This window comes from Aliinostoc maniaoense, from assembly GCF_058172895.1.
Genome location: NZ_CP187952.1, coordinates 5,593,752 through 5,608,927, shown reverse-complemented (window position 1 = coordinate 5,608,927; position 15,176 = coordinate 5,593,752). Strand labels below are relative to the sequence as shown.

Genomic DNA, 15,176 nt, shown 5'->3' with positions numbered 1-15,176 from the left:
ATGTACAAAAATGAGTATATGTTAAATGTTACTAGATATGCTATATCCCTGGCAGGAGTAACTTTATTTTTAACAACAACAGGTGTTAAGGTATTTGCACACAATAACCAGCAGTTAGGAGAAATATCAACATTAAATCTGATAGCAGACTCAAGTTTACGCCAATACCAGATTATTGATTCTGTAAATCCTCAATATCAACTACATGAGGGTAGAAATCTGTTTGAAGCTGGACGCTTTACAGAAGCAGTAAAATTTTGGGAAGCTGCCTATCTTGGCTTTAAAAATCAAGGCGACATCCTCAATGAAGCTTGGAGTTTAAGTTATCTTTCCTTGGGTTATCAAAATTTAGGCGATTGGCAAAAGGCAGAAGTTGCTATTAATAAGAGTTTAGATATCTTAAAACATCCGCAAGCCCAGCAGCAAGGAAACGCCAATATTTTAGCAGTAGCTCTCAATACTCTAGGAAATCTCAAACTTTCTAGAGGACAAGCACAAGTAGCTTTAACAGCTTGGCAAGAGGCGGAAAGTGCATATGCAGTAGCTGGCGATGAAGTAGGAAAGGTAGGTAGCCAAATTAACCAAGCCCAAGCAATGCGAGCTTTAGGATTATATCGCCGAGGGCAGCAGTTGTTAGTTAATGTGCAGCAAAAGTTGCAAAATCAGCCGGACTCTATCATTAAAGCCAAAGCATTACAAAGTTTAGGCATTGCGTTTCAATTAGTAGGAGATATACAACAATCTCAAGAAATTTTACAGCAGAGTTTAAAGATTAGTAAGGCTTTAAATTCTGCTACAGATATCAGCAATGTTTTGTTTAACTTGGGAAATAACGCTAGAGATTTACAACAAATAGAGGCAGCTTTAGATTATTATCAACAAGTTATAGAGCAGACAAATAATTCTCAATTACAAGTAGAAGCACAGTTAAATCAACTCAGTCTTTATGTAGAAAGTAGACAAACTAAAAAGACTGCGGCGTTATTATCAAAGATTAAGTTGCAATTAGAGAAATTGCCTGCTAGTCGGCTTTCTATTTATGCAAAAATTAATTTTGTCCGTAATTTGACTAAATTGTCAAAACTGGATGGAAATCAGGCAATATCATATCAAGAATCAGCCCAAATTTTAGCTCGTGCAGTACGAGAGGCGCAAATGCTGGGTGATTTGCGTTCTCAAGCTTATGCTTTAAATGAGTTAGGAAAATTGTACTTTGAAAAGCAGCAATTAGCTGACGCTTTAACACTCAGTCAACAAGCATTACAAATTACTCAAGAAATTAATGCTGCTGATATTAACTATCAAGCGGCTTGGCAAGTTGGGCGGATTCTAAAAAAACAAGGTGATAATCAAGGTGCGATCGCAGCTTATGATAGTGCTGTGAAAAACCTGAAATCTCTGCGTAGTGACTTAGTAGCGGTTAATCGTGATGTGCAGTTTTCTTTTCAGGAGAGTGTCGAACCAATTTATCGGGAATTGGTGGATATATTACTGCGATCGCCCCAACCGAGTCAACAAAACTTAAAATTAGCACGAGACACGATTGAAGCATTACAACTAGCAGAGTTAGATAATTTCTTTCGGGAAGCTTGCTTAAACGCCAAACCAGAGCAAATTGATCAGATTGACAACCAAGCAGCAGTAATCTATCCGATTATTTTAGGCGATCGCTTAGAAGTGATTTTATCAATTCCTGGCAGACCTTTATCTAGCTATAAAACTGTTCTATCTTCAGGGGAAGTAGAAAGTATCATCAAACAAACGCGCCAATCTCTCAATCCCATTTTCTCTAATCAGGAAAGATTATCTGTTTCTCAAAAAGTTTATGATTTGTTAATACATCCCCTGGAATCTGAGTTAAGCAACAGTCGAGTCAAAACCCTGGCTTTTGTCTTAGATGGTTCTCTGCGTAATATCCCAATGGCAGTTTTACATGACGGTAAACAGTATTTGGTAGAGAAATACAGTTTAGCACTATCGCCAGGGATGCAGTTAATGCCAGCGCGATCGCTCAAACCTGAAAATCTGCAATTGATGACAGCTGCGCTGAGTGAATCACGGCAAGGGTTTAAAGCTTTACCAGCAGTTAAATCGGAAGTCACAGAAATTTCTTCAGAAGTTTCTTCAAAACTACTTTTAAATGAAGATTTTACCGACACTAATCTCAAACAAGCTATAGAATCAACACCATTTTCAGTGTTACATTTAGCTACTCATGGTCAATTTAGTAGCCAGTCTGATGACACTTTTATCCTCAGTTGGAATGAAAAGATTAATGTTAAACAATTAAGTGAATTTCTGCAAGCCAGAAACGAATCACAATCTACACCTGTAGAATTAATGGTTCTGAGTGCCTGTCAAACAGCCAAAGGAGACAATCGAGCTATACTAGGCTTGGCTGGGGTAGCAGTACGTTCCGGTGCGCGTAGCACTCTAGCTACTCTCTGGGCAGTCAAAGACGAATCTACTGCTAAGTTTATGGTGGAATTTTATAAACACCTCAGACAACCGGGTATAAGCAAAGCAGAAGCATTACGACAAACTCAAATCAGTTTTTTACAAAATCCCGATTTACAACATCCTTTTTATTGGTCAGCATTTGTATTGGTGGGTAATTGGCTTTAGAAATTATATTGTAGGGTGCGTTCAACAACGCGTAACGCACCGTATAATATTGGTGCGTTACGGCTATGTAAGGATTTGCGGATTTTACCAAATGATATCTAGCCCTAACGCACCCTACTTAATGTTCATAAATAAGTTCTTAAAGATCCTTGTGCATAATTAAGTTAAAACTTCCTGATTAATAGATTGCAACAGTTATTTTTGTCCATGAACGGCATAATGACATAATTAGGCGTTGTCAAGGTGTAAACAGAGGATTGAGTGTGCTACCAGATATCCGAGCTGCAATTTTTGACATGGATGGGTTGCTGTTTGATACAGAAAGCATTGCACGCTGGGCTTGGAAACAGGCTTTAGCTAGTCATGGCTATCTGATGAAAGATGATTTTTATCATGAGTTTGTCGGACGTGATTTATCTTGGCGAGAAAAAATTCTCAAACAAAGATATGGGAATAGTTTTCCCTTTGATGCGGTGACAGCACAACGAATTGAAATAGGCGATCGCCGGGAACTACAAGAAGGTTTACCATTAAAAGCTGGGGTAATAGATTTACTCCGGCAGTTAAGTAATTTAGGTATAGTTATTGCCTTAGCAACAGGAACAGCCAGAAATAGAACTATCAGGCGTTTAACTAATGCAGGTATTCTGCATTACTTTAGAACTATTGTCACTAGTGAAGATGTTGCTCAAGGTAAACCCGCACCAGACATATATTTAGAAGCCAGCCGCAGAATTAATGTTGTTCCTGTACAGTGTTTGGTGTTTGAAGACTCATGTGTAGGTATAGAAGCAGCTTTTAGTGCTGGGATGTACCCAATTATGATTCCCGATATAGAACAACCATCCCCAGAAATCAGATGTTTGGCTTACCAAGTCTTGCCATCCTTGGTTGAAGCTTGTACTGTCTTAGAACAGAGGCTAGGAGCTAGAGGATTATTCCCCTAGTTTTCTACGGAGAACCAAGCTACCCGTAGTCTCCCGTAGGGAAGCTTCACAGGAAAGTGGGTGGTTTTTCTCCCCTGCTCCCCTGCACCCCTGCTCCTCTGCACCCCTGCACCCCTGCTCCCCTGCACCCCTGCACCCCTGCTCCCCTGCTCCTCTGCTCCCCTGCTCAAAAACTTTTCACTCCACCCTGGCGCGCAAAGCCGGATAGGGGAATAAAGCTTGAAATCCCGCCTGGCGTTCATTAAAGGATTCTGAAGAATAGTTCCACATACTACCGTAGTAGAAGAAAGCTACCCCTAATCCCCGTTCTTGGGTAACTCGTACCTGAGACTTAATTTGTTGTATAGAAACTGGATTATTACGTAAACCAGTCATAATTCCAATCGCAGTGGGAATCTTTTGTCGTGCTTCTTGAATTTCGGGACGGGATATATTAGCAATAAAACTTTGCAGGTTGGGACGGTACATTTGCACAATTAACTCATCCACAAGATTTTGTCGTAACCAAGTTAGCCAATCTTGCAGTTGAAACTTATAAGCGAAATCATAGTAATTAGGAGCAACAGAAAAAATAGCATTGGCTTTTCTGGCTTTGACAGCTTGGTGTAGTTGAGTCATGAAGGCTGTAATTTTATCAGCTCGCCACTTCACCCATGCTCTATCCTGGGGGTTGGCTGGGGGAGGATTTTTAGTTTCTTTGGTGTAGAGAGAAACTGTATATCGATCATAGCCAAATTCATGGGGCAAACTCATGTGATCATCAAACTGAATGCCATCAATATCGTAGTTGCTGACGACTTCTAAGACGAGATCACTAATAAACTTTTGTACTTCAGGGTGGAAAGGATTCAGCCATACAACTTCTCCAGCCGCACTCATAGAGGTTTTGCTGCCATTGCGTTTTTGTGTTAGCCACTGTGGATGGTTTAAGGCCAATTCTGAAGTTGGGGGTGCCATAAATCCAAACTCAAACCAGGCAGTTGCTAACAAACCCCGACGATGGGCTTGATTAACTACGTCTGCTAAGATATCGTGGCCATCTGAGCCTCGAAACACAAAGGGTTGAATATTGGCTCGTTGGGCGACAGCACTGGGATACATGACGTAGCCAGAGTTCCACACCACAGGGTAAACCGTATTAAAGTTCATCTCCCGTAGTTTTTTCATCGACTCTTGGACTTTGCGCCGATCTTTGAGGATGTTAAAGTCATTGTTGGTCATCCAGACTCCACGAATTTCTTGTCGTGGAAGTTGGGCAATGACAGGGGTGAAGTTACTCACCAACAACACTGTCACAAATGATAGTAAAACTAGAATCGGAGACATCCTCTTGAGCAGTCTGTGGTGCGGCCAACCTTGCCTCAAGGAAATAGATTTGAGCAATTGAAATGATACGTCAGCTACCCAGACGCACAATGATTTGGTGTGGTGAAGGAGTTTACTAGCCATACAGTTGAAATACTTTGATGGTTGCTAAAAGATAAGTTGAGTAGTAATTATTTTTCAGTACGGCGTATCGAATTTCCGCATCAGATCAACTGATGTATACTTAACACAGTCAGTATAGTTGACGCAATCAGTCTTAATTAGTGCCTGATGGACTTTTAGAGCTAATACCCATGATTTCCTGACTTTGAGCGGGATTATCACATAATTAACAACGTCAATAATACTGAAAGTAAATGTAATATCAAAAACTTTTGATAAAAAAGAGAAAAATTGAGAGCAAATTATCAGCGATCGCTTTACATACCCTTGATATGATTTATTTTCGGCTATAAAGACACAAAAAATTATTGCAGAGCAAAAACGACAAAACACAGAAACAAATCTTCATGTTTCCGTGTTTTGGCTGTATTGAATTTTAGATATGTGTGGGTTTCGTGGTACGGTGTCAAGCCATCATTCTGCTATTTGAGGTTCAAGACTGTGGGGACTGATGGTAGAGAGTGCCGCATTGGGTAATTGACAAGCAATCATGGTTTTAACGTGTTCCATCTCATCATCTCGAATAGCTACAAACACATCATAGAGATTATCAATTTGTGGGCGACGTTCGGCGGGAGTGTGGGCGGTTTGGAACTCGTCAAACATATATAAGTCACCATCACGATAGTAGAGTGTAGCTACCTCTGGTGCAGGTTGGGCTTTCAATTCAGTTTCGTGAGAAGTGAGAAACTTATCATAGCTATTGTAGGCGTGCTTTTCGACCAATTCCATGAAATTGTATGCAGCACCGGGGGCGATAATATACAACGCCGTAATAATCCAGTAATAAATTAAAGCAGTTGTTCTAGCTAAAAAGCGATCGCCCCAAAAACTAGCACCCCCCAAATGTTCCATAATTAGCAGGTGGTGTAATTCATTCCAAGATTCAGCAAAGTGAACCTTGAGCCAGTCTGCCTTACGCCATAAACCTAGAGTTTCGTAGAGATGTAGCACCGATAGATAAGAAAAATAAGGTACTCGTGCTACGGTTTCTAAAACATAAAAGCGGGGGTAAGGGCGATCGCGGTAAATTGTATTAATAACAAAAACTAAAATACCCACAAGCAAACGAATCATAGTTATTCTCCATCAAGCATCAATCAGGTGAATCAGCCTAAAATCTGTGATTTATCGCTTTCACCGTGAAAGTAGTTATAACCAGAAAATTTGAGGAACTTGTGAGGAATGATACTTAGTATTGGGAAATGTTGACATGACTGGGGGTTGGGGGCTAATTAATTCAAAATTCAAAATACCCTTCGGGAAGGCTTACGCCTACAAAATTCAAAATTACAGAACTTTGGGGAGGGAGACAAGGAAGACAAGGGAGACAAGGAGAGAAGTCTGTAGCTTGCTTCCCGTAGGGTGCGGAGGTTAGAACTTCCCTGCGGGACGCTACGCGAACGGAGAGACAAGGGAGACAAGGGAGACAAGGGAGACAAGGGAGACAAGGGAGATAAGGGAGATAAGGGAGATAAGGGAGATAAGGCGATAGACTGTAACCTGTAACATCATCACCTGTCATCTACTACTATGAGTAATCAACTTCAGGACTATAATCCTAGCGGCGTAGGGGAAATTAACGGTAATCTTTTGGGTTTACCTTGTGATTATGAGTCTGCTAACTTAATTGTTTTTGCCGTACCTTGGGAAGTTACTGTTTCCTATGGTGCAGGTACAGCCAACGCCCCACAGCGTATTCTTGATGCTTCAATTCAACTCGATTTATTCGACTTCGACAACCCCGATGGCTGGAAACAAGGCATTTTTCTAGTAGAAATACCCCAACATATTTTAGATAAAAATAATTACTATCGTAACTTAGCAGGACAAATTATTGAACGATTAGCAGCAGGTAAAGCATTAACAGATACACCAGATTTAACACCAGTTTTAACAGAAATTAATCAGGCTTCTCAACAAGTCAACCACTGGCTATTTACACAGTCTCAAGCAGCAATAAATCAGGGTAAGCGTGTTGCTGTAATTGGTGGTGATCATAGTTCACCCTTGGGTTATTTCCAAGCATTAGCAGACAAATATCCTAATTTTGGGATTCTGCACATTGACGCACACGCAGATTTACGGGATGCCTATGAAGGATTTGAATTTTCCCATGCTTCCATTATGTTTAATGCGCTAAAAATCCCACAGATTTCTAAATTAGTCCAGGTGGGTTTGCGTGATATTTGTCATGATGAAGTAGAAATTATTAACCAATCAAATCATCGAATTATGGCATATTATGATCAGGCTATTCAACAGAAGTTATATTCAGGAACAACCTGGGTAGAATTATGCCAAGAAATTATTAGCCACTTGCCACAATATGTTCACATTAGCTTTGATGTAGATGGTTTAGATCCCAAACTTTGCCCAAATACTGGTACTCCTGTACCTGGAGGTTTGGAATTACAGCAAAGTTTTTGTTTATTCCGAGAATTGGTGAACAGTGGCAGAAAAATTATTGGTTTTGATGTGTGCGAAGTTGGTGATGGGGAATGGGATGGTAATGTGGGAGCGCGAATTGTTTACAAACTCGCTAATTTTATGGATTTATCGCAGAAATGAATAACAGCCACAAGGGCATGGGGCATTGGGCATTGGGCATTGGGCATGGGAACATACCAAGCACAAACCTTTCATCTCCTGGCTGAGTAAAATTGGCAATGGGAAAAGTTATTTTTCGCGTTCTTGAAGTAACAAGTAATAAGTCATGGGTATTTACTCATTAGACTTCTTGCAAAAGTCACTATTTGCGAGCTTTTCTTTGCGCCTTTGCGCCTTTGCGCGAGACAAAAGAATATTTATGCAAGAGGTCTATTACTCATTACTTATTACTCATTACTCATTACTCAAGAAAAGTAGGGGCTGGTGCTTTATGAAAAAACCTTGAGCGATCGCTGCTAAATTTCCACATCACGTTATTATCCGATCTTGTGGCTTTGGCGTGCTTGACACTCCTCAGCCTAAAGGCATGAGGATTCTTGCTTCATCCGTCCTCCCTAGAAACCTGAATATAAAATATTCAAATTTCCCCGTTTGGATACGTCCACAAGCATACACGGACTGCCCGACCGCGTTTGAAACGATTTCTTCAATTTTTGCTTTACTCCCACATTTATACAAGATTTAGGATTTTTACTACCAGGGTTCCGGATCAGGAGTTGTCCGCTTGACCTACTTCGTTTTTTATGTGTGCGCTTTACCGCTAAAAATATTATATCATGAAAGCCGTCCTGGAAGCGATGCACTGAGTGGTACACTGAGTGCCACACTGAGCCTGTCGAAGTGCTTGTCGAAGTGCTTGCCGAAGTGGACGGGGAACCTCAAACCCAAATTTTCGGTAAATCCTAGCATCTATCCTATGACCGTTTCTGACTCTCACATCCAGCCGACAGACTCCCCTGCTGCTACTACGCCTCATACCGATACGGGCAAGGTAGACCGCAGTAAGCTAAGTAAGATGTATCAGCACTATGTTGAGGTAAAAGATAAGTATCCTCATGCGCTGTTGCTGTATCGGGTGGGAGATTTTTTTGAAACTTTTTTCCAAGATGCGGTGACGGTGGCGCGAGAATTGGAATTAGTTTTAACTAGTAAGCACGGCGGTGAAATTGGGCGTGTGGCTATGACTGGTGTACCTCACCACGCTTGGGAACGCTACACAACCCAACTGGTAGAAAAAGGCTATGCTGTAGTCATTTGCGACCAAGTGGAAGACTCGTCTGAGGCGGTGGGTTTGGTGCGGCGGGAGGTAACACGCATCCTCACCCCTGGGACGCTATTAGAAGAAGGGATGTTAAAATCAAGTCGCAATAATTACTTAGCGGCTGTGGTAATTGCGGGGAATCATTGGGGTTTAGCCTATGCCGATATCTCTACGGGGGAATTTGTCACTACCCAAGATAGTAATTTAGAGCATCTCACCCAAGAATTGATGCGCTTACAGCCTTCAGAGGTGTTAGTCCCAACAAACGCACCAGATTTGGGTACATTGCTGCGTCCGGGGGAAAGTTCGCCCCATTTACCAGAATGTTTACCACCATCATTTTGTTACAGTTTGCGATCGCAAGTCCCCTTTTCTCAAGGTGAAGCTAGAAGTAAATTATTGCAGACATTCAAAGTGCGATCGCTCGAAGGTTTGGGTTGTGACCACCTACCCCTGGCAGTGCGGGCGGCTGGTGGGTTATTAGAATATGTGGAAGATACCCAAAAAGAAAACCGCATTTCCCTACAAAGACTCAGAACCTACACCATCACCGATTATTTAATTGTTGACCACCAAACCCGCCGCAATTTAGAAATTACTCAAACCGTCCGCGATGGCACATTTCACGGTTCGCTACTTTGGGCTTTAGATAGAACTAGCACCGCAATGGGTAGCCGGTCTTTGCGGCGATGGTTACTACAACCCTTACTAGATATTAAAGGCATTCGCGCCCGGCAAGATACCATTCAAGAACTAACCGAAAATACCCCTCTGCGTCAGGATTTACGGCAATTATTACGGCAGATTTACGACTTAGAACGACTCACAGGTAGGACAAGTTCCGGCAGTGCCAACGCTAGAGATTTAGTAGCTTTGGCTGATTCTCTCTCCCGTTTACCAGAATTAGCCAACTTAGTAGCTGAAGCAAGTTCACCCTTCCTGAAAGCATTGCAAAAAGTGCCGCCAATTTTGGCAGAATTAGCCCAAAAGATTCACGCCCATATTGTAGAATCACCACCCATACATTTGACTGAAGGAGGCTTAATTCGTCCTGGGGTAAATCCGCAGTTAGATGAAAGAAAAGCAACAGTAGAAGCAGACCAACAATGGATTGCTAATTTAGAAGTAGAGGAAAGAGCCAAAATAGGTATCCCCACACTCAAGGTAGGATTTAATAAAACCTTTGGTTACTACATTAGTATTTCCCGTGCGAAGGCTGACCAAGTACCCAATAATTACATCCGTAAGCAAACCCTCACTAACGAAGAAAGATATATCACCCCAGAACTCAAAGAACGGGAAGCCAGAATTTTGACAGCTAGGGAAGATTTAAATCAGTTGGAGTATGAGGTATTCGTTGTTCTCCGGGAAGAAGTAGCACAACAAGCCGAAGTCATTCGCAACCTTTCCCGCGCCGTAGCGGCTGCTGATGTATTGTGTGGTTTAGCAGAGTTGGCAGTACAGCAAGGTTATTGTCGTCCCGAAATTATACCCAGCCGAGAAATCCAAATTATCGCCGGCCGTCATCCAGTAGTAGAACAGTCCTTACCTGCCGGCTTTTTCGTCCCCAACTCCACAGCGTTAGGAAGTAGTACAGAAAATCATACCCCACTCCCTGACCTGATTATTTTGACAGGGCCGAACGCCAGTGGTAAAAGTTGCTATCTACGTCAAGTGGGACTAATTCAATTAATGGCGCAAATTGGCAGTTTTGTACCAGCTACATCAGCAACATTGGGAGTATGCGATCGCATTTTCACCCGTGTAGGTGCAGTTGATGATCTAGCTACAGGTCAATCTACCTTTATGGTAGAGATGAACGAAACAGCTAATATTCTCAACCACGCCACAGCGAAATCCCTAGTATTATTAGATGAAATTGGGCGGGGTACAGCTACCTTTGACGGTCTTTCTATTGCTTGGGCGGTAGCGGAATATTTAGCTACAGAAATCAAAGCGCGGACAATTTTTGCAACTCACTATCATGAATTAAATGAATTAGCGGGAATGTTACCGAACGTGGCTAATTATCAAGTGACAGTCAAAGAATTACCCGACCAAATCATATTTTTACATCAAGTCCAACCAGGAGGCGCGGATAAATCCTACGGCATCGAAGCCGGAAGACTAGCAGGTTTACCGTCGGTAGTTATTCAAAGGGCAAAACAAGTCATGGGGCAAATTGAGAAACACAGTAAAATTGCGATCGGACTGAAGAATTTAGAGGATGTTTGAAACTTCCCTATTGGTGTAGCTCCTGATTCTCTCATGTAAATAAAATAAAGATGTAACGCGATGTGCGACTTATTCTTATAAACCCCTCTCCAAACCTCTCCCCTGCAACTGTAGAGACGTTGCATGCAACGTCTCTACTTTGATTCTTGCTCCCCTTCCCACTCCTTCGGAGAAGCAAGCTATGTAGGGAAGGGGTTGGGGGTTAGGTTTGAAAAGAAGTTACACACGGCGTGATGTACTCAAAACTGAGGAACGGGAAATCAATCATGCTAAATTACAATCCATTAGCTTGCTTACCATCATCAGAAGAACTACCAGACTCAGACGATACCCCAGTGGATAATGAATTACAAGATTTGATTCCTGGTTTACTCAAAGCCCTTTTGGCAATGGCATGGCCAGAGCGCATGGATTGGTTTTTTGGTGTAGATATGGGTATTTATTATGACCCAGATTTACCAGCAATAGTACCGGATGGGTTTTTGAGTTTGGGTGTAGAACGATTTTATGATCAAAACCTCCGTCCCAGTTATGTGCTTTGGGAAGAAAAGAAACTACCAGTATTAGTGCTGGAGGTAGTATCCCAAACATATCGCGGTGAATACTCCACGAAAAAAGCAGAGTATGCAAAACTAGGGATTTTATATTATGTAGTTTACAATCCATTGCGTCGCCGCAAGCCACGATTGGAAGTATATAAATTAGTCAACAATGTTTATGAATTACATGATGGAAATCCGGTTTGGCTACCAGAAATAGGTTTAGGAATTGGTATAGAACAGGGAACTTATCTCGGTATTCCCCGCGAGTGGATGTATTGGTATAACCAAGAAGGGCAAAGGCTTTTAACTCCAGAAGAACAAGCACAACTTGCTCAACAACAAGCGCAACAAGCACAGCAACAAGCTCAACTATTACGAGAAAGATTAAGATCGCTCGGCGTAGATCCTGATTCTCTCACATGATTGTAAAGTGCGATCGCCTATATTTTTTATGTCTTGACCTCATGAACTGTTATAACCCCGCAGTGCCAGGTATCGGAAAAATAAAATGCTGATTCTACCGTGCTTATGGGGCTTGTTATAAATCTTTAGAATTATTGGAAAGCCTTAGATGTGAGAGTTTACAAGTCTGGATGTGAGAGAAGAGATTTTCCAGGGAAGATGTGTCCCCCTGCAAGGGGAAACGCGGTTACGTCTCTTCCTCCCACGGGGAGATGTCCTCGTGGGGAAGATATGTCAAAAGCTACATCTTGATAGTATATCCAGCCTTCTTTGACTCTCCATCCTACGCGATCGCCAAATTTCTCCCAGGCTTCTTCGTAATACTTACCGTCTGGATTTCCGCCTACGCTGAAGTAAATTTCTTTTTGAACACTGAAGCCAAAATGACCATTGCTATATCTTACCCACAGGTTGTCAATTGTATGGAGGTCAGTACAAGGAAAACTTAATAATTCTTCACTCCTTAACCAATCGCCTTCATTACGTCCTACCGCCTGAAGCATTACCAGATAAGTTTCATTGTCCGCTTCTTGCCATTGTCCGTTTCTTAAGTAGTTCCGCAGTTTAGTATAGTCTATACCTCTTTCTGAACTGAGGTCATCTTGTGTTCCAGGGGCAACTTGTAGCAGTTTATCTACATCAACCTCTGCCAAACTATATTTATCTTCTATAACCATACTCTCCGAATTTGGTAGCTGAAACACCCCAGGAGAACGCAGCAGTTCAACTAGTTTTTGATGTTCACCCCAATATTGTGTATTTTTATTATATTGACTAAAGGCAACAGGATTTTTGAGCGCACCATTTTGCAGATTTTTAAGTAGCTGACGGTCAATATTTAAATCAACAATCAATCTAGGAAACTTTAAACTAATAGCTGTAAACTTACCTAGCTGCTCTAATGTTAACGGTTTTATAGTTTCTCCTTCATAACTTAATTCATCAAAGCCACCTGTATTACCAGCTATATAAGTTTTTAGCCTAAACAAATTAATAAACTGCTTTAAACGCCGGGGATTATAATCTAGAACTGGTGCAACCATTAAGATGATATCGCGCACATTTTGAGAATCTTCCGTGACTGCAAGTTTTAATTGTTCTCGACGAGTTAATACTTTTTGTTTTCGTGTTGATGTGGTTTGGGTATTTTGTCTTGGTGTTTCTTGTTCGGCTCTGTTTTCTGGTTGTCTATTTATCAACTGAACAATGTATTGCCTAAAATTAGCAATATTCAACCAAGAATAATACCAAAAACTTTTTGTCTTAGTTTTTGGTCGAGCAATATTTTCTAAAAAACGCTGAAATTCAGATTGAGCAGGTTGTGGAACTTGAAAAGGAATCTGAATAAACTTTTCCAAAAAAGCATAACCATATTCCATCCCTTTTCTACATGAAATGTTAATATTTTCATGATCAGCATCAACTGATAAATAGGGAATTAAATCTTTATACTTAACCGCAATCCCCGCCGCTACTTTTTCTCGATCCATACCCAGAATAAAAATTAACTGTGGATCATTTGCTATCATCATATTGATAGCCTGCATCAGTTCCGCAGACTTAGGAACTTCACAACGGTCTAGATCATCAATAAAAACATATACTTTATTTTTCCCAGCGTAGGCTTGCACAATTTTTTTAAAATCTTCGTGAAACTTCTCAATAAAAGCAACTTGGTTTTCATAGTTAGGTGTTTTTAGATATTTAGCCAGTTCATTTTTAGGATCACCAACATTAAGAAGTTTCAGTAATAAGGAAACAAAGCCTCTCACTGAAAACAGAGTAACTACACCTCTAAAAACCAACCGAGGAATATTTACTGTTGGTTGAAATATTTGCTTAATAGGAATATTTAATGGTTTTTGAAATACTTGAACAAAGATTTTCTGAATTTCGCCACCTGGCTGAAATAACTCATCTCCCTTGTATACGGCGACAACTGCCAATATAACGATAGTGCCAAGACCTAAAAGTGCTAAAGAAAGAAACTCAAACCCATTTTGCCAGTCAAAGCGCAGCCTGAACAAGTTGATATTAACTTTTAAAAAATCTAATATATTATAACCAAGCCGAGATATAGAAACTTGACGGAGAAATTCTAGCGCAAAAGCTGCCCATAAAGCTTCTGCTTTATCGTGTTTCCAAGCATTGAACCAGATAATTCTAGGTTTTGGTTGTAGTAGCTTATGAAAATTTAAACTTATCCATTTATATATATTAATTAATAGAGAAAAAATTACTTTAAAAGCTAATGCAATAAATTCAGTAATTGCTTTTAAAAAATCAAGGCGACTTGGTATATAATTATTTAAACCTTCCTTAATTTCTCTAATTACAGTTTCTGCTTGTGTCTGCCATCTTCCTGAATTTATTTGTAACTCTTTTTCAAGTTTTTTGTGCTGAAATTCCTCAATAGTTTTCTGTAATTGCTTCATAAAAGAAGATTTACCACTACCCCATTCCCCCTCTATAGAGATAGTTAATGGAGGTTCAGTTACAGGGTTAATTAAGAACTCAGCAATGGCTTCTACATAAGGTTTAAAACCAAGGTTATCTTCTGCTGCGGCTTGATCACTGACGCTAGCATTAAGAATTGACTCTTCTGAAATATCCGCCATAAATATTTAAGTAAACTCAACTACATATAGGAATCCGATTTGATTTCTGAAAAAATTTAAGTATATGTAGTGTATGTAGGGTGTGTTAGACGTAAGCCGTAACGCACCAAAGGCCTTGGTACTATTTGCTGTACTATCGCTGCTAACACAAGGGCAACATTGCAGGAGGAAAATCCACACTGCAATGTGCCTCCCCTACGTATCTACGTATCTGTTCAGAAATCAAGTAGGAATCCTATACTTGTTTAAATGTAGTAAAATCTACCATATCCCCGCAAAAAAAGACAGTTATCAAGTCTATGTAATTGCGAATTGCGTAGGTTGTTTCCCGCAGGGTAGAGCGATAGCGAAACCAAACAAAAGCCTGTAGATGTTGGGTTTCGCTTCTAGAAGGCTGCACCTACGTTCCTCACCCAACCTACACTAGTTTTATTTTTAGCCTTAACTGAACGGTATTGGTTTTTCTGACTTTTCACAGGATCTGGAAAACCCCTCTCCAAACCTCTCCCCTACAAGGAGAGAGGCTTTAATTTTCCCCCCTTCCCTA

The 15,176-nt window shown here is 40.8% G+C and carries 11 protein-coding genes; 6 read left to right on the top strand and 5 right to left on the bottom strand.

Going from position 1 to position 15,176, the window contains the following annotated elements:
- Nucleotides 1-18 precede the first annotated feature (18 nt).
- Nucleotides 19-2,625 (top strand): CHAT domain-containing protein, encoded by a 2,607-nt coding sequence (locus tag ACPZ3T_RS24560; RefSeq protein ID WP_490272053.1) that lies wholly within the window; start codon nt 19-21, stop codon nt 2,623-2,625.
- A 263-nt stretch (nt 2,626-2,888) separates the two neighbouring features.
- On the top strand, nt 2,889-3,572 hold the full coding sequence (locus ACPZ3T_RS24555) for an HAD family hydrolase (protein ID WP_490277360.1): 684 nt from the start codon (nt 2,889-2,891) through the stop codon (nt 3,570-3,572).
- Here the strand turns inward: ACPZ3T_RS24555 and ACPZ3T_RS24550 are convergent.
- The 3 genes from ACPZ3T_RS24550 to ACPZ3T_RS24540 form a co-directional block, all read right to left on the bottom strand.
- Nucleotides 3,569-3,742, bottom strand: coding sequence for a hypothetical protein (locus ACPZ3T_RS24550; RefSeq protein ID WP_490272052.1), 174 nt, complete (start codon nt 3,740-3,742; stop codon nt 3,569-3,571). The genes ACPZ3T_RS24555 and ACPZ3T_RS24550 overlap by 4 nt on opposite strands.
- Before the next feature lie 7 nt (nt 3,743-3,749).
- Nucleotides 3,750-4,898 (bottom strand): glycoside hydrolase family 10-like protein, encoded by a 1,149-nt coding sequence (locus ACPZ3T_RS24545; RefSeq protein WP_490272051.1) that lies wholly within the window; start codon nt 4,896-4,898, stop codon nt 3,750-3,752.
- A 576-nt stretch (nt 4,899-5,474) separates the two neighbouring features.
- Complete coding sequence (locus ACPZ3T_RS24540) at nt 5,475-6,137, bottom strand: alternative oxidase (protein WP_490272050.1); 663 nt, start codon at nt 6,135-6,137, stop codon at nt 5,475-5,477.
- Nucleotides 6,138-6,425: 288 nt separating this feature from the next.
- Here ACPZ3T_RS24540 and ACPZ3T_RS24535 point away from each other — a divergent pair, with 288 nt between their 5' ends.
- The 4 genes from ACPZ3T_RS24535 to ACPZ3T_RS24520 all read left to right on the top strand — a co-directional run bounded on the left by ACPZ3T_RS24535 (nt 6,426) and on the right by ACPZ3T_RS24520 (nt 11,972).
- Nucleotides 6,426-6,569, top strand: coding sequence for a hypothetical protein (locus tag ACPZ3T_RS24535; protein ID WP_490272049.1), 144 nt, complete (start codon nt 6,426-6,428; stop codon nt 6,567-6,569).
- A gap of 24 nt (nt 6,570-6,593) precedes the next feature.
- Nucleotides 6,594-7,631, top strand: coding sequence for an agmatinase SpeB (speB, locus tag ACPZ3T_RS24530; RefSeq protein ID WP_490272048.1), 1,038 nt, complete (start codon nt 6,594-6,596; stop codon nt 7,629-7,631).
- A 796-nt stretch (nt 7,632-8,427) separates the two neighbouring features.
- Nucleotides 8,428-11,007 carry a DNA mismatch repair protein MutS gene (mutS, locus tag ACPZ3T_RS24525; protein WP_490277359.1) on the top strand — a complete coding sequence of 860 codons (2,580 nt, stop codon included), beginning with the start codon at nt 8,428-8,430 and terminating at the stop codon, nt 11,005-11,007.
- Between the two features lie 266 nt (nt 11,008-11,273).
- Entirely contained in the window at nt 11,274-11,972 is a 699-nt protein-coding gene (locus ACPZ3T_RS24520; protein WP_490272047.1) for a Uma2 family endonuclease, read from the top strand.
- A gap of 158 nt (nt 11,973-12,130) precedes the next feature.
- Here the strand turns inward: ACPZ3T_RS24520 and ACPZ3T_RS24515 are convergent, their stop codons facing one another.
- Nucleotides 12,131-14,629 (bottom strand): GUN4 domain-containing protein, encoded by a 2,499-nt coding sequence (locus tag ACPZ3T_RS24515; RefSeq protein ID WP_490272046.1) that lies wholly within the window; start codon nt 14,627-14,629, stop codon nt 12,131-12,133.
- Between the two features lie 235 nt (nt 14,630-14,864).
- The gene (locus tag ACPZ3T_RS24510; RefSeq protein ID WP_490272045.1) at nt 14,865-15,029 is read right to left on the bottom strand and encodes a hypothetical protein; all 165 of its coding nucleotides are present in this window, start codon (nt 15,027-15,029) and stop codon (nt 14,865-14,867) included.
- Nucleotides 15,030-15,176 lie beyond the last annotated feature (147 nt).